The following is a 16,596-nucleotide window of genomic DNA, read 5'->3' as shown; positions in this document are numbered from 1 at the left end:
AACGCCACAGGACGAGTTTTGAAATTCGCGGTCCGTGCGAAGTTCAAAACCGAGCCTGGAGACCAAGGCTCCAGGCGGTCCCGCAGCGACTTTTCCGTTTTCTTCCGCAGGCGGCATGTTTAACCAGTTTTAAATAGAACGTTTAACCCAATTCTCGGTTTTACCAACAAAGCAGTATAATAAAACTATCACGGACTATTAGGAGGATTACATGACAGGAATTACACATTCTTTTGATACATTTCAACCCACACATTACGATATCTTCATCGATATCAATCGTGGAACAAAACAAATTTCTGGTAAATCGGTAATTGACGGTGAAGCCAAGGATAAACAAATTTTCATTCAACAAAAAAATATGGAAATCGCATCAGTCCAAGCAGACGGAAACGATGTTCCATTTAATGTTGATAACAAGAAAGAAGTTATCAATATAACTTTGCCAAAAGCAGGTGAGACAACATTAGCAGTCGAGTACAAAGCTCCATTGACCGACTCAATGATGGGAATTTATCCTTCATATTATGAAGTCGACGGCGAGAAGAAGGAACTCATCGGGACACAATTTGAGACAACTTTCGCACGTCAAGCTTTCCCAAGTGTCGACGAACCTGAGGCAAAAGCTAAGTTTGATCTTGCCATCAAGTTTGACGAAAAACCTGGTGAAACTATTTTGGCTAACATGCCAGAAGTACGTACTGAAAATGGTATTCACTACTTTGATACTACAGTTCGCATGTCTACTTATCTGATTGCCTTCGCATTCGGTGACCTTCAAAGCAAGCAAACCACTACTAAGAGTGGTGTTAAAGTTGGAGTATTTTCAACTAAAGCTCACGAACCTAAGGAACTAGATTTTGCGCTTGATATTGCTAAACGTTCAATCGAATTCTATGAAGATTTCTACCAAACACCTTATCCACTACCACATTCATGGCAACTAGCTCTACCTGATTTTTCAGCCGGTGCCATGGAAAACTGGGGCTTGGTAACTTATCGTGAAGCATACTTGCTACTCGATCCTGACAACACAGCACTTGATACAAAACAATTAGTTGCAACTGTTATTTCTCACGAACTTGCTCACCAATGGTTCGGTGACTTGGTCACAATGAAGTGGTGGGATGACCTCTGGTTAAACGAAAGTTTCGCCAACATGATGGAATACGTTGCTATCGACGCCATCGAACCCGACTGGAATGTTTGGGAATTGTTCCAAACAACTGATGTACCAGCTGCTTTACAACGTGACGCCACCGACGGAGTTCAATCTGTCCACGTTAATGTTGAAGACCCAGCTGAAATTGATGCCTTGTTCGACAGTGCCATCGTCTATGCCAAAGGTGCTCGTATGCTTGTTATGATGCGTGCTTTGGTCGGTGACGATGCATTGCGTGAAGGCTTGAAGAATTACTTTGCGGCTCACAAATTTGCCAACGCTAAGGGTTCTGACCTTTGGGATGCAATCGGAGAAGCAGCCGGCATGGATGTCGCATCAATCATGAACACTTGGCTCGAACAACCGGGATATCCAATCGTCCGAGCACGTGTAGTTGACGGTAATTTAAAGCTTACTCAACAACAATTTTTCATTGGGGATGGCAAGGAAGCTGGTCGTTCATGGAAGATTCCATTGAACAGCAATTACGATGTTGCCCCTAAGATTTTCGGTAACAAAGAGGTCGACCTCGGTAACTATGAGGAGTTGCGCAAGGCTAACGGTGTGCCTTTCCGTGTTAATGTCGGCAACAATTCTCACTTTATCGTTCGTTATGACAAGACTTTGTTGATGGATATTATGGACAATCTCGATACTGTCGATTCGATTTCGCAAATGGCCATTTTGCAAGACTTGCGTTTGTTGGCTGAATCTCGTCAAATGTCATACGCAGCAGTCGTTCCGTTGCTCAAACATTTTGCTGACAACAAGTCGACCGTCGTAAATTCTGCAATGTATCGCTTTGCCTACAACCTGCGCAAGTTCATCACACCAAACACTGATGAAGAGAAGAACTTGAAGAAGCTCTACAACAACTTGAGTGCCAAGCAATTGACACGTTTGGGTTGGTCGCAAAAAGCTGATGAGACGATTGATGATCAATTGACGCGTCCAGCTATTTTGAATGCTGCCTTGTATGCAGAAAACCCTGAAGCATTGAAGTCTGCTCACGAATTATTCGAAGCAAATAAGGACAGTCTAGCAACGCTACCTGCTGATATTCGTATTTTCGTATTGAGAAACGAAATGAAGAATTATGGTAGCGAAGACTTATTCAACGACTTGTTGGATCAATATCGTAAGACAACTGACCCAAGTTATAAGTCGGACTTATGTGTTGCCATCACAAGTACCAAAGATGCCAAATTGATTGCCAAGCTAATCGAGAAATTCGAAGACGCCGACACAATCAAACCTCAAGACCTACGTGCTTGGTTCAGCGGTGTATTAAATAACGCCGATGGTGAACAAGCAGCTTGGGATTGGCTAAGAAACGACTGGAAGTGGCTCGAAGATACAGTAGGTGGTGACATGGAATTCACAACCTACATCACAGTAGCAATGAGCGTCTTCCGCACACCAGAGCGCTTGCAAGAATTCAAAGCATTCTTTGAACCAAAGATTAATACACCAGGTCTAACACGAGAAATCAAGATGGATATCAGTATCATCGAAAGCCGTGTTGGTTTGATACAAGATGAAAAAGATGATGTTAATGCTGCTATTAAGTTAGTGGCTGGAGAATAAAATAATAGCCTTCCAAATCAGTTGATTTGGAAGGCTATTTTTTGTGTTCATTAGTTATTCGAGACTTGTAACTTTAATATCTTTAGTTATATCGTCAAAGTATGGATCAGAACTGTCATCGGTGATTGAAAAAGTAACCACATCACCAGCTTCTATACCATCCTCTGGATCAATCTCAAGCTTAGTTTGCATAACGTGTTGAAGCAAGTCGTATTCTTGATCTGAAAGTTTGTCACTATCTGCGACATTCTCGAAAACATCCTCGGGACCATATGGTGAAGTAAATTGATTGGGCTTAAAGAATGACGACGGGATTGAACTTTCATCAATACCGGCAAAATGTGCTTCGTATTTTACAACTCGTTCTTGTAAATCAGCATACTCATCATTGGTTATCTTAACCGTTCCACCATTAGAAGAATTTACGAATGAAGGATTGAAATCTGAAAAAATTGAGTCAGCAGAAGTGCTGTCAGTTCCACTTCCACTATTAAATATGAATCGACCAACAGCTACACTTACAAAAATTATTAGTATAACTTTGATGATAGTTTTTTTGTCACGTTTTCTTTGATCGTATTGATAGTTCCTTTGATATTGATTCATGAATTATCCCCCGATAACATATATGAAAAATCTCATATAATAGTATCATATTAATAATTTATTATCATGAAATCAATGAAATTGTACTGATATCTAATTTTTCTGAATGAAATTTTTTATTCTCCTAGATAAATAATTTATTTAATCTATAATACATTATATAAATATATTTATAATGGAGGAGATTTATATGGGTTCATGGGGAAGTATTTCGGATTTTATTTCTGCGATTGCTACAGTTCTAACAGTGTATTTTGCTTATAGAGCTATTAGAGTTACGCAGGTTAAGAAGCCTAAGCTGTATTTTGAAGTTGTTAATAATCAAGAATCAGAGGATGATTCTGATGATAACGAAGGATATAAAGTGGTTGTAGTTAATTCTGGAGATGCACCAGCAATTCTAAATAGAAAACTGATTGACGAAAGAACTCAAGAGAAATATATCAATGACACATGGCAAGAGAATACAAATTCAAAAGAGTATTTAGCTACATATACTCCAGAAGCACACAATAGTGTCATTGTTCTACCTGGTCAAGAAAAGAAATTAATTTATTTTAAGAGCAGCTTTTATCACAGACTTGGAGGAGTAAACAACAGAACTTACAAAATTCGTTTCGATGAAAAAGAAGGCTCAGTTTTTAAATTTAAATTCCGTAAAGATTCAGATGGACAAGTTGTTCTTGATGATATAAACAATACAATGGCAAATCAATAAAAATCATAGAAAATCTCAATGTCAGTATTTGACATTGGGATTTTTTTAGAGAAATCATATAATCCCTTCTCTAAAATAATAAAGGTATAAAAAAACCACATCATTTCGATGTGGCGGAAACACTTATCGTGAATAATTTTTAAGATTATCTGGCGATGTATGAATAACTAATTAAGTTCAAATACAAAGCCATAAAGATTTTTGATATCGTCATTAAATGTTTCTTCATCTTCAGATTCTAAGTCGTCAAATGACACGTCATCTTGAATTGGATCTCCATGTGGTTCATCGTCGTCATCTGCAGGTTGATACAGTGTATCGCCTTTGAGAATGGCAGGTGTATTCAAGATTAGATATACATTTTTGGTATCATCTATTTTATAAATCATGACCAAGTTTTTTGAAAAACTACTATCTAGGTATTTGTTGTCTACATAGTAAGCTTTCCATAGACTAATGCTCTCATCACTATCATTTTTGATTTTATCGTCAATAGCTGAGAGGTTTTTTGCTGTTCGTTTAGGATCTTTAAGACCGGATACTGTTAATGTAGCTTTTTTGCCAGATGAAGGCTTGTAATATGTATCTTCAACACTCTCGTTTAAGCCATCAGCCAAATCCTGTTGAGAGATTGAAAATTTATGACCATTTGAATACGTCTTTGAAGAATCTATTTCAAATGCTTCTTCAAAAGTTTGTTCCATCGATAAAATTTCTGATGGCGCATTTTTATCAATAATGATCTTTTCATTAGCATATCCATTTGTACCAGTATTACTCAATTTAATGTGCTTCATAATGCTGTCTATTGTAACAGTTTTACTTTCTTTCAAGTCCGAAACTTTGATTACCTTAGATTGTGTTTTCACATAAGGGTTCGTACTCTTATCGCGTAGCGTCATAGTTATTTTATTACCATTTGCTAGTGATGAATCCTTACTTAGTATAATGCGGGTGTTTGACATATGACTAAGGTAATCACTGAGCTTCATACCATCATTAGAAGAAGTAGTATCTGACACCAAATCATTATAGGAATGAGCATTGTTAATTATAAGATTAATTCTATCTTTTTTAAGCCCAGCTTTTTTACCTTCTACTTGAGCGACTTTTTTCCAAGTATCAAGTGTTATTGCTTGGTCAAAATTTGCACTACCATGTCCGTTATACCCTGTAAATGACACTTCGTTACCTGATAAAAGGTTTTGTTGTTGGTGATTGTTTCTTATTGCTCTACCAGCAATGACTAGTACAATTATTACGACAGCCGCTGTAATAATTGTAACTAGGTTCTTATTTTTTAGTGTATTTTTAAATTTGTCTAAATTTAAGTTCACTGAAAATCCCCCTATAACATGTTATTTTTTCATGATAATAGTTTATCATAATTATTCCTGTATTTATTAAAAATATAAATATATTAATCGTATAAAAAACAAGCCTGCTGAAATCAAATTTTCAGCAGACTTATTTTATTGTTGATCAAAACTATTAGTTGTAGAGCTCACTGGAGTCATGTCCTTCCAGTTGACTGAATCCAGTAGCATCGTATGAATTTCCTCTCCCAATGGAGTTAATCGAAAATATACAACGACCGGAGTAGGACCGTGGCTAATGCGCTCGATGATTCTGTTATTCTTCAAATCTCTGATCTCGCTTGTCATCTCTTTACACGGAATATCAGAAAGTGAAGATTTCAATTCACTGTATTTCTGTTCGCCATAACTCAAACTGTCGATAATCAACGCCTTCCAGCGACTATCAACGAGTTCAAGCATCAAATCTATCCCCGAACTTTTATTGTTGGCCATAATATATCTTCCCCTCTTTAAAGATATTTCGTAGCTATTCACTTAAGATTGTACATTATTTCACAATTCGTTCAAGCATATTTGAATTACTTAATTTGTTTGAAACAAAGTGTATCTAAAATTTTTATTGAATATTTTATACTTATGGTTTATATAAGAATTAAATGATATAGTCGAATTAGTGTATTTTTCACTCAAACAATTTTTCCGGGGGGAAACAATGACTAAAAAAGTTTTATTAACTTGTGGTGCTGGGGCATCATCAGGTTTTATGGCAGCAGCTGGACGTAAAGCTGTTAAACAAATGGAGGCTGATCTCAATATATCCGCAAAGAGTGAAGCTGAAGTGGAAAATTACTTACCAGATATAGATTTGTTGCTGGTTGCACCACATTTGAAATATAAGTTGGAAGAAGTAGAAGAAATTGCTCAAGCCAACAATGTTAAGTGTGCAGTAATTCCACAACAAATTTATGGAATGCTTGATGGCAAGGGCTTGGTTAATTTGGCCCTGAAGGAATTGGGGGAATAATCTTGGCTGACAAAAATGAAAAGTCTATGGATCGTGAAGAACTCTCGATGATTTCTATGCAAGTCATTATGCATGCTGGCAATGCACGTGAGCACATTTTTAAAGCTGTTGATTTAGCTTCTCAAAGTCAATTTGAAGAAGCTGAAAAAATGATGGCCGAATCTAATATCGAATTGATTGCGGCACATCAGGCACAGACAAACACTATACAACTTGAGGCCGGTGGAACTGGAGTGCCATATTCGACTCTGTTTACGCATGCCCAAGATACTTTAATGTCAGTGAAAACTGAACAAAATCTCATTAAAGAGATGATAAAACTATATAAACGATTAGGGGAGAAATAATTTGCAAAATGTTATAGATTGGATGACCGATAGTTTTGCTCCAAGAGTGAATAAAATCGCAAAAAATCCATGGTTGGATGCAATTCAACAATCAATTTTATCGGGAATGCCACTAATTTTAATCGGATCATTCGCAACAATATTAGGATTAGTAAAAGACTATGTACCAGGATTTCCAGATTTTTCATTACTAAACACATTCTCATTCGGATTGTTTTCATTGTTCTTGGCTTACTTAATTCCAGAAGCCATCATGAATCTCAAGAAACATCCAGAAATATCCAAACAAGCTGGGTTAGCTGGGCTCGCCTTCTTCTTAATGCTCATCTTTCCTAAACTCAATGGAAAAACAGGTGAGATTTCATTTTACCTCGGTTCATTAGGAACAGGAGGCATGATTGCCGCATTAGTATCAGGTTTGTTCGTCGGATTCGTAATGAATTCGTTCATCAAATTTAAATTGGTCAAGGACGACTCGACTTTACCCGACTTTATCGCAGTTTGGTTCAATACAATTTTCCCAATCATCGTGATCTTGTTGGTCGGTTGGTTGTTCACATTCCAACTTAAAATTAATTTATTCACCGTCATCAACCAATTCTTCAGCCCGTTAACCCATTTGGGACAAAGTTTTTGGGGATTATGGATTTTGACATTCTTAGCATTTGGATTCTTGTATTCATTCGGAATTTCAACGTGGGTACTAATGCCGATTATCTATACGATGGAATTACCAGGAATGGCGCAAAACCAAGCTGCAGTAGCATCCGGACACGCTGCCCAAAACATCTTCGTATCTGAAGCTGTCGTGCTAACTCTTATCGGTGGGGCCGGTGTTACCTTGTCGTTGTGTATTATGATGGCATTTTTCGCCAAGTCAGAGCGTTTACGAGTTATTGGAAAAGCCTCATTTATTCCATCAATTTTCAACATTAATGAACCACTGGTTTTTGGTGCTCCAATTGCGTTTAACCCAATCTTGATGGTGCCATTTTGGATCAACACAGCCATCGCACCGATTTTATTATGGGTATCGATGAAGAGTGGTATCGTGCCAATTCCACATGCACCATTCCAACTTTGGTACATGCCAAGTCCTGCAATGGGTTGGCTAGTTACTAAGTCAATTACAGGTGTTGTATTCGTACTATTATTATTCGCAATTTCATGGGCAGTTTACTACCCATTCTTCCGTATCTACGATAAACAAGCGGTCGAACAAGATGCCTCACTAACTGAGGAAAACTAATGCGCAAAAATGAGTATCCTTATTTCCCGGATGACTTTTTATGGGCAGGAGCACAGGCTGCCAGTCAAGCTGATGGAGCCTATGGTGTCGACGGAAAGAAAGCAAGTGTATCCGATATTCAGCCGTTTCAAAAGGGAATGTCTAATGCTGAGATTCAGGCTTTGTCAAAACAAGGCATGACACTAGCAGAGATTCAGAAGAATCTGGCTGACACAGAACATTATTATCCAAAGCGTCATGGAATTAATTTTTATCACACATATGAATCTGACTTGGAGTTATTGGCAGAGGCTGGGTTAAAAGCCTTCCGGACTTCAATTGATTGGTCACGAGTCTTTCCAAACGGGGATGACAAGGAGCCTAATGAAGTTGCGTTAGCTCATTATGAAAAGATGATCGACAAGATGCTGGAGCTTGGCATTGAACCGATTATTACAATGATGCATTACGAAATGCCAATTCATCTGACACTGAATTATGGTGGTTGGGTGAATAAGAACGTAATTGATATGTTTGTTAAATACGGGCAAGTTCTGCTAGATAGATTTGGCGACAAGGTTAAGTATTGGATCTTGATTAATCAGATAAATATGATTCAAGTTGAGCCGTATTTGTCACTGGGAATTGCCAGTGACCAGTATGTGAACACCGAAGAGGCAATGTACCAGGCAGTCCACAATCAAATGGTCGCCTGTGCCAAGATTCAGCAATACGCAAAAGCCATGCACCGAACTGACCTACACATTGGAACAATGATCGCAGACGGAACGGTGTATCCCAACAGCTGTCGGCCAGACGATGTGGTCCTCGCCATGTGGCACAACCGAATGCAGTATTTGTTTACTGATGTTGCCTTTCGTGGTGAGTACCCACAAGTGGCACTCAATTATTTTGCTGAGCACGATTTGAAGATTGAGATGTCTGAAGAAGAACTCCTATTGTTGAAAAATAATACGCTTGATTATATGGCGATTTCGTATTATTTTTCTCAAATGGTGGATGCTTCAAAGAATAATAAGACACCTCATTCCATATCAGTAAATGAAAACCTAAAAGCAAATGACTGGGGATGGAACGTTGATCCTCAAGGGTTATACAACACTCTGTCACAATATTGGGATCGATATCAGAAACCAATCTTAATCGCTGAAAATGGTTTTGGTAACTATGACAAATTAGAAGATGGCCAAATTCATGATGAGTATCGCTCAGATTATTTGAGCGCTCATATTGAACAAATTAGTCGTGCTATTTATGATGGTGCCGATGTTTTTGGATACTGTATGTGGGCACCGATTGATATCGTCAGTTGTTCTTCTCAACAAATGTCCAAGCGTTACGGAATTGTCTTTGTCGATATTGATGACGAAGGTAACGGGACACGTAAGCGATATAAGAAGGACAGTTTTACTTGGTACAAGAACTTAATTGCTAGTAACGGTAGAGAAATTTAGCGGGGTAAATGGTATTCTTAGGGTAAATAAACTCGGAGGTACGGCTTATGTCGCGTAAAGTTATTTTGTTTATCGCCCAAACTTTAGATGGATATATTGCTGAAGTTAACGGTAATATCGATTTTCTCACGGAGGACTTCGACCCTGATCAAGAGTACGATCAGATGATTTCGCACATTGATACTGTTGTGATGGGGCGGACGACTTACGACCAGGTGGTTAATGAGTTGTCGCCGGATGTGTATCCTTACGTGGATTTTCAAAACTATATTTTGACGAGCCGTCCGGGGGATGACTTGGACCAATTTGATTACATCAATTTTGTGAATGATGATGTTGTGAAGCTGGTGGAGGACTTGAAGAAGCAGTCTTCTGACAAAGATATTTGGATCGTGGGTGGTGGAAGTATTGTCACTCCTCTGGTGAACGCTAATATTATCGATACTTATCAAATTGGTATTGTTCCAGTTGTGTTGGGAAACGGGATTCCACTGTTTTCTGACAAGACGAACCACACTACTTTGAAATTAACTTCCACTAAAAAAGTTGGCGGCATTGCCTACCTTGAATATACGAAATAAAAAAATACCTGTATCTCAGTTTAAAAGCTGAAATACAGGTATTTTTGTGTGCTAATTGTCGCCGCCACCGAAAATTGATAGTAGACTCATGAACAAGTTTACGAAGTCTAGAACCAAGTTGATTGAGGCAACTAAGGCGATTGCGCCTAAGTTTTCTGAACCTTGGGCATTGTTATAAATTGCTTTGATGTTTTGTGAATCAAAGGCGATGTAGAACAAGAAAATAATCACGATTGCAATGTTAACGAGTAACATAACTAGGCTACTCTTGAAGATTAACAAGTTTATCAATGATACGACGATGATTGAAATCAAACCAATCATCAAAGTTCTACTCCATTTTGTTAAATCACGTTTAGTAATAAGCCCGTAGGCTGCAGATACAATGAAGATTACCGATGTAACTGTTAATGCTTGTGTGATTGCTGCCGCTGAATAAATGAAGAAGATTGGAACACCAATCGTCGCAAATATCGCAATGAACAACACATAACTGATGAACGTCATCAAGTAAGATCTCTGGGCAAATCGCATCGCCATATTAATGAAACCAAACGAAATTGCAATTACCGCAACTGAGAAAATGAATGGATGACTCCCACCCATGGACAAAATAGCTTTCGAAATCGTAGCATTCTTAGCCATGGCATTAGCAACCAACATCCATAACGCAATCCCCAAACCAGTGTACAAGTACACAAGGGAAGTGAAACGAGCCAAACCAGTGGCTTTAGCTTTATCTATAGTTTGCATAGAATCCTCCTTCTTTGTATAGAACATTATAACAATTGTGATTGAAAATGACAGCAATCTTGATTAAACATTAAGATGAAATGGATATTCACATAAACCGTTCAAATTTGATCGTAAATCCTTGATCAGTTATACTTTAATCCTAAAGTCAACTTAAGTGTTAAATAATAAAATCCCGTCAATAGTGATAGGGTTCAATGTGGAGGAATTATGGCAAACTTAGAGGACCTAATTCAAGCTCGTACAAAAAGCTTGGATAAATATTTACAAAATGACAAAGATACTAATTTTTTGATTCCATTCTCACAACGAAAATATGAATGGGATAAGCCAGAAGTTAGAAGATTATTTAATGATTTAACCTCATTATATGGATTAAGTAATGATGAAGTACATATGTTGAATTTCTTTACATTTTCGAGAGATGACGAAAACAATTTAAAAATTTTTGATGGGCAACAAAGGACAGTCACTTGTATGTTAATACTTGCCGTTATTGCTCAAAAATTATATCAGTCTGGTGATACTGAAGCGGCGGAACAAATTAGTGATTCATATTTTATTAAGAAAGATAAATTACGAAAAGAAACCCCAGTTCAACAGAAATTAACATTTGACTCTGCAGAAGACAACGAGTTTTTCTACAAGGTAACAAATTTTCAATTTAATCTAGAAGAAGAATTTGAATCAAAGAAGCCTAATGAGTATATAAATAACCAAAAAACTATTGCTAGAAATATGATTTTTATTGATCAACTCCTAAATGAATTTATCAAATCCAATGAGAATGTAGATTTATCAAAATTGGTCGTTTCTATAACAGATAGAACATTATTAGTTGAATTTATTGCGAATTCGGAAGAGATTGCTTTAAGTATGTTTGAATCGCTAAACAATACCGGTAAATCTATCGAAAAATATTATGTTCTCAAAAACGATATGGTTAAATGTCTTGGAGAAGATGAGGTTAAACCAATTTGGAACGTAATTGATGCCAATTTGAGTGAGTTAAATCATAATAGCTTTTTGAATGCTACCGCTACTCTTTTCAAAGGTAAGACGACAAACAAGGTTGCCCTTGAGAATCTGTATAGTAATACAGATATAAATTCCATAGAGGATATGAAGCAACTTTTGGTCTTCTTACGAGAAGCCTCAGAAGAATATCTTAAGATCTGTAATGCCAATCAGATGGAATACAGCGACACAAGAATTAGGGATACATACAGACGATATATTAAAAATCTGTCGGTGTTTAACATGAAACAACATATTCCAGTAATCCTTGCAATGCTTATGATTAACACAGATTTAAAAGATATCAACCGCGTTCTTCGTGTGATTTTGGAATTCACAGTTAAAAACTTTTATTTTGATGAACAAAAGGCCAACAAAATTGAGTTGAAGTTCACTAGTTATGCAAATAAGGTTTACAACAAAGAAATGTCCATAGATATTTTAATTGAGTCAATTCAAAAACTGTGTATTGATGACAAGCAATTGCATGAAGCTATTCTTAATAAGACAATTTCACAAAATTCAAGAATCGCATTTATTCTGCGAGAAACTTACAATTATGCATACCAAAATAAAGAAATTGAAGTAAGTGGTATAAATAATGATGTGGAGCATATTTTACCAAGAAATCCGGATGAAAACAGTAAGTGGATGAGTTGGTTTGCAGATGATGAGCTTAGAGAAAAATGGACATATTCAATTGGTAACCTTACATTATGGTTCGAAAAGGATAATAGGGGTTCAAAGAATGCCGATTTCGATAAGAAAAAAGAGAAGTATATTGATAGTAGTCTTGAGGAGAATAGACGGATTGCTTCAAACGATCAATGGACGATTCATGAAATACAAAATCGTGCCAATTATTTAGCAGATGAAATAATACAGGCATTTGATGACTAAGAATAATTTTTTGAAACTTGTATATTAATAATTCAATCAATATTGCAATTATTAACTATAAATATTGTATATACTTTGTCCTCATGAAGTATACATGTTATTCTTGAGATGGTAGCGAAACATAATGTTGTAAAGGAGCTCCTTTATATGAAGAAACTTTTACGCAGCATGTGCATAGCAATAGTTTTAGCGCTTAGTGGATCATTTTCGATGATTGGTACAGCCGACGCTCACGGCTATCGACAAGGCATGGAGTCGGGCAACTGCGATGGTTCTGGTCAAGTTTACAACCAGGGTGGTCATCACCGTGGAGAAGGATTTGGAGCTGGTTATGGTAACAAGAATGCTAGTAATCAAAACTTCAATACCCAAGTTTCCAATAACCAAGCTGTCATGATGAACCAAACAAACAATAGTGTCGAAAGTAGCAACGTCAATTCTACTTTTACTCCTCTTCAAGGTCCATGCTTAAACATCGGAAATCCCATGAACAGAAATAATGTACAAAAGAACGCATTTTCTTATAACTGCATCAGGATGAATAATTTGCTTTATCCAAACTGATACTCTTACAAGGTCATGCTACCGGGCCGTATGAGGTCTAGTTTTAGGCACATCCATTGGATGTGTCTTTTTTCATGTTAAAATTAATTACATTATAATTATCAAGTTAGAGGACAGGCATATGTTCAGCAATATTCAAAAATATGGTAGTCTGACGAAATTTATTGGTGAATTATGTCCGCAGTTAGATGTTGATGGAAATATTCAATTCATGATGTCACCGCAGAATGCTTTATCATTAAATTCCGATGAATTAGAGCAAAAAAAGATTCAAAGTGCAATTAGGAATTTTTTATCTTCCTATCCTGAAGAAAAGTATCAATTAGTAAATATTTTAGAAGAGCTATCTAATATTCAGCATTCTAATGGTGCTGTTCAAGGCAATCCAATAATTATTAATGAACTAAAGCGGCTAAAGGATATGGATACCAGATTCTCCAATATCAAGGTTAATAGAGTGATGTTAATAGCTGGAGGATTTGGCCCACCACCAGATGAACTTGTTATTGACGTTAAAAACAAGACGATCAAGCAGAAAGCGACACATTCAGCCTTCTTTGATCCAAATATACAATATCAAATGACGCCACATGAGTTATTGGAGATGTCTAATAAGCTCAATGCATTGCATATGGAATATTGGTCTGAGGATGAATATTTTTCACCCGTAGTTGACGGAGAACAATGGAATTTAACTATTAATTGGAGTGATAATTCCATTACCAAAATACATGGCTCTAATGCTTATCCGGTGAATTTTGAAGAATTACGTGGACTATTTATCGATATTGATGAAAAGGAATATCGAGTTCGAAAATCAGATTTATCCTCGATTTTGCTCTTTATTCCGATTCTGCAGAATATCATTTCTATGTCAGACGAAAGCTTGATCAAAAATTTCACCGAAAGTTTCAAACAGTATAACAAGGGCGGAAACTATATCGATGAAACTAATTATTACGACGTATTATTTTTGGAACAGAACATTGATATTAATGGAACATCACTTTATCATGTTGATGTGTCAGAGCTAGATGCTTATTATATTTTGGCGTTGATTTCTGCTGCAATTGATATTAATAAAACTGAAAAGGGAACTCTTGGTGAATTATTTTCTAATGGAACAATGTTGACCTGGCTGAATAGAATCCAGAGCGTTTCTAAATACGCTTGAGTGTTCAAAATTTTGCAAACTAAAAAGCCGTGAGATTTCTCACAGCTTTTAAAAGGACTATTTTGATTCAGTAATGATTTTTTTAATAACATTTTTAACGACTTCATTTGTATAAATAGTAGAGTAAGCAACGGCGGCAATCATGGCGTTTTGGGGTGTTAAATTTCCATTTTCATCCAATTGGCGGTTAGAAACTTCACTGAGAAAATTTGTATCTATGAATTTTTGTTGCACTTCATTTGTTGCTGCATCGATGATACTGTCAAGATTTGCATTTAACTTTTGATTATTGACTATGTCTCCTAGTTTTTTTTCAAATTCTTCATTTTCCATAATTATTCCTCCATCATTGTATGGATAAATTATAGCAGATAAAAGATTCCATATATTTGTTTATACTCTGAATTGAAGGATTTGTGGTTAAATGTATAATTTACATGATATGAAAATTTTGAAAAATAGGTGAATGCCAAATGAGTGAACTAGATGATTTGCTAAATGATAATAACGAGAAAATTACGTACAAAGGACCACCAGTAACGTCCATTCTTCAAAATACAATTATGTTTGTGTATCAATTCTTGGATGAAGAAAGTGATAATCCTCCAATAAATACATTGCCAGTAAAATACATCTTTCAAAACGGTGCGAGAAGAATTGATAAAAAAAATACTTATTATGGTGATGTAAGGGACGATCTTGCCTATCAAGTAATGGAAGATGATATTTTTACTCATCGGGATTTTGGAGATTTGGTATTATTGGCCAATGGGACTCATTTCTATCTTATGGAACTATCAGACCATATTGTTTCACCACGTATATATGCTGTAAATGCATCAAATCAAATTATTGATTTGGGTTCTAGAATTGATATGGCGATACCAACGGAAGGAGAGCCTGGTTCTTCTGATAATTTTTACGTTCAATCATTTTTTATGGCGGAAGCGGAGTTATCCAAAAAGAAAGCAAATCCAAGTGGTCAACTAATTGATGTAGATCAATTTTATAAGAAAACAGATATTGCTTTCATAGAAAATGAGAAATTAAGTTATGAAAAAATAGTGCATGATAAAGTGTATTTCTTTCTGTACCAATATTTAGATGATGAGGAAAGGGACGACGGGAATACATATACGTTGAACGTGAACTTGATTTTTCCACATACATCTGAAAAAGCATCATTTGAGACATATAAGAATTTTGAAAGCTTTGATATGTTCTCTGACGGTATTCACTTCTATCTTTTAGAAAAAGAGTCAGCAGTCAAGAAAGTTCCATCGCTGTACTTGTTAAATAAGAAAGGTGATGTTATTGATATTAGTGATATTCCAGACTCATATTTTGAAAACAAATTTGATTCTGAGTATATGTACGATCCGATGGTATCTTTTTTCCATGCAATGGAGAAGAAACGTCTTGCGATGAATATTGAATAGAATATTTTTATTATGGAAAATTATTTTACAGATTAAAAACTGGTTTCGCAAAAGTGCGACACCAGTTTTTTTGTTAGAAAGGAATAATCATATCCGTTGCTTTATAGAAGGAAATTATTTTAGGATGGTCAATTGAGATACAGCAATAATGTGATGGGAAACCCAACTGCTTTACCCAGTTCCAATACAAGGCTTTGATCAAGCATTTCATCATAAGATCAACTTTCTAGCCAAAGTTTGCGTTTTTAGAGTAGAAAATTAATTTCTTCTGTTATTGCCAATCGCATAATATACTCCACCACCGAGACTCACAATTAAGCCAGTTGCACCTTGAGGGGACATAAACATTGCTACGATAAACCCAAGAATCTTCATTCTAAACTCTCTCGAAAAAATGAATTTGAGAATTCCAACCGCAATTACAACAAGAATAATTATTGTAATTATTCTTGTTGTCTGGTATTTAAAGGCATCAATTTTTGCTTGTTTAGCAGGGCGACGCTTTGGATGTTGAGTAGTCATATGATCTCATTCCCTCCGGATTTGTAAGTAGTAATGGTGGACTCTTACAACTAATAATATTAATTCATTTAATATTTTTTTAATAGCCTCTAATCCCTAAATAAATTTTACAATATGATGACAAAGCGTTAATAAACAATGATTATTTTCGCTTTTTAATGAATACTGAACACTGTCTGA

17 protein-coding genes are annotated in these 16,596 nt (G+C 36.2%); 11 read left to right on the top strand and 6 right to left on the bottom strand.

Going from position 1 to position 16,596, the window contains the following annotated elements; all coding sequences use genetic code 11:
- The first annotated feature begins 211 nt into the window (after positions 1-211).
- Complete coding sequence (locus tag ABM34_RS07750) at positions 212-2,749, top strand: M1 family metallopeptidase (protein ID WP_048704759.1); 2,538 nt, start codon at positions 212-214, stop codon at positions 2,747-2,749.
- Positions 2,750-2,803: 54 nt separating this feature from the next.
- Here ABM34_RS07750 and ABM34_RS07745 read toward each other — a convergent pair whose 3' ends face one another.
- Positions 2,804-3,355 (bottom strand): hypothetical protein, encoded by a 552-nt coding sequence (locus ABM34_RS07745; RefSeq protein ID WP_048704758.1) that lies wholly within the window; start codon positions 3,353-3,355, stop codon positions 2,804-2,806.
- A gap of 190 nt (positions 3,356-3,545) precedes the next feature.
- Here ABM34_RS07745 and ABM34_RS07740 point away from each other — a divergent pair, with 190 nt between their 5' ends.
- The gene (locus ABM34_RS07740) at positions 3,546-4,073 is read left to right on the top strand and encodes a hypothetical protein (protein ID WP_048704756.1); all 528 of its coding nucleotides are present in this window, start codon (positions 3,546-3,548) and stop codon (positions 4,071-4,073) included.
- A 167-nt stretch (positions 4,074-4,240) separates the two neighbouring features.
- Here ABM34_RS07740 and ABM34_RS07735 read toward each other — a convergent pair whose 3' ends face one another.
- Together ABM34_RS07735 and ABM34_RS07730 are read right to left on the bottom strand one after the other, a co-directional pair.
- Positions 4,241-5,410: a hypothetical protein gene (locus ABM34_RS07735; RefSeq protein ID WP_048704755.1), complete on the bottom strand. Its 1,170-nt coding sequence runs from the start codon at positions 5,408-5,410 to the stop codon at positions 4,241-4,243.
- Between the two features lie 135 nt (positions 5,411-5,545).
- Positions 5,546-5,884 (bottom strand): winged helix-turn-helix transcriptional regulator, encoded by a 339-nt coding sequence (locus ABM34_RS07730; protein ID WP_048704753.1) that lies wholly within the window; start codon positions 5,882-5,884, stop codon positions 5,546-5,548.
- A 220-nt stretch (positions 5,885-6,104) separates the two neighbouring features.
- Between ABM34_RS07730 and ABM34_RS07725 the strand changes: the two genes are divergently transcribed.
- From ABM34_RS07725 to ABM34_RS07705, 5 genes are read left to right on the top strand one after another with little or no spacing between them, the layout of a single operon-like run.
- Positions 6,105-6,416: a PTS sugar transporter subunit IIB gene (locus tag ABM34_RS07725; protein ID WP_048704752.1), complete on the top strand. Its 312-nt coding sequence runs from the start codon at positions 6,105-6,107 to the stop codon at positions 6,414-6,416.
- 2 nt (positions 6,417-6,418) lie between these two features.
- Complete coding sequence (locus ABM34_RS07720) at positions 6,419-6,763, top strand: PTS lactose/cellobiose transporter subunit IIA (RefSeq protein WP_232298583.1); 345 nt, start codon at positions 6,419-6,421, stop codon at positions 6,761-6,763.
- Position 6,764: 1 nt separating this feature from the next.
- On the top strand, positions 6,765-8,012 hold the full coding sequence (locus ABM34_RS07715) for a PTS sugar transporter subunit IIC (protein WP_048704750.1): 1,248 nt from the start codon (positions 6,765-6,767) through the stop codon (positions 8,010-8,012).
- Entirely contained in the window at positions 8,012-9,466 is a 1,455-nt protein-coding gene (locus tag ABM34_RS07710; protein ID WP_048704749.1) for a glycoside hydrolase family 1 protein, read from the top strand. Before ABM34_RS07715 ends, ABM34_RS07710 begins: the two co-directional genes overlap by 1 nt.
- Positions 9,467-9,513: 47 nt before the next feature.
- Positions 9,514-10,047 (top strand): dihydrofolate reductase family protein, encoded by a 534-nt coding sequence (locus tag ABM34_RS07705; RefSeq protein WP_048704747.1) that lies wholly within the window; start codon positions 9,514-9,516, stop codon positions 10,045-10,047.
- A 51-nt stretch (positions 10,048-10,098) separates the two neighbouring features.
- Here ABM34_RS07705 and ABM34_RS07700 read toward each other — a convergent pair whose 3' ends face one another.
- Positions 10,099-10,800: a Bax inhibitor-1/YccA family protein gene (locus tag ABM34_RS07700; protein WP_048704746.1), complete on the bottom strand. Its 702-nt coding sequence runs from the start codon at positions 10,798-10,800 to the stop codon at positions 10,099-10,101.
- Between the two features lie 210 nt (positions 10,801-11,010).
- Here ABM34_RS07700 and ABM34_RS07695 point away from each other — a divergent pair, with 210 nt between their 5' ends.
- From ABM34_RS07695 to ABM34_RS07685, 3 genes are all read left to right on the top strand, one after another.
- Positions 11,011-12,717, top strand: coding sequence for a DUF262 domain-containing HNH endonuclease family protein (locus ABM34_RS07695; protein WP_048704744.1), 1,707 nt, complete (start codon positions 11,011-11,013; stop codon positions 12,715-12,717).
- 147 nt (positions 12,718-12,864) lie between these two features.
- Positions 12,865-13,281 (top strand): hypothetical protein, encoded by a 417-nt coding sequence (locus tag ABM34_RS07690; RefSeq protein WP_157023256.1) that lies wholly within the window; start codon positions 12,865-12,867, stop codon positions 13,279-13,281.
- Between the two features lie 121 nt (positions 13,282-13,402).
- On the top strand, positions 13,403-14,455 hold the full coding sequence (locus ABM34_RS07685; RefSeq protein WP_048704740.1) for a hypothetical protein: 1,053 nt from the start codon (positions 13,403-13,405) through the stop codon (positions 14,453-14,455).
- A 57-nt stretch (positions 14,456-14,512) separates the two neighbouring features.
- Here ABM34_RS07685 and ABM34_RS07680 read toward each other — a convergent pair whose 3' ends face one another.
- Positions 14,513-14,788: a hypothetical protein gene (locus ABM34_RS07680; protein WP_048704738.1), complete on the bottom strand. Its 276-nt coding sequence runs from the start codon at positions 14,786-14,788 to the stop codon at positions 14,513-14,515.
- A 140-nt stretch (positions 14,789-14,928) separates the two neighbouring features.
- Here ABM34_RS07680 and ABM34_RS07675 point away from each other — a divergent pair, with 140 nt between their 5' ends.
- A complete protein-coding gene (locus ABM34_RS07675) occupies positions 14,929-15,894 on the top strand; it encodes a hypothetical protein (protein WP_048704737.1) in 966 nt (321 codons plus the stop codon).
- A gap of 258 nt (positions 15,895-16,152) precedes the next feature.
- On the opposite strand, the gene ABM34_RS07670 is transcribed toward ABM34_RS07675, so the two are convergent.
- Positions 16,153-16,416, bottom strand: a complete 264-nt coding sequence (locus ABM34_RS07670; protein ID WP_048704736.1) for a hypothetical protein — start codon at positions 16,414-16,416, stop codon at positions 16,153-16,155.
- Positions 16,417-16,596 lie beyond the last annotated feature (180 nt).

This window comes from Companilactobacillus ginsenosidimutans (genome assembly GCF_001050475.1).
Lineage (GTDB): Bacteria > Bacillota > Bacilli > Lactobacillales > Lactobacillaceae > Companilactobacillus > Companilactobacillus ginsenosidimutans.
The sequence above is the reverse complement of the archived record's forward strand: the minus strand, read 5'-3'. Positions and strand labels throughout refer to the sequence as shown.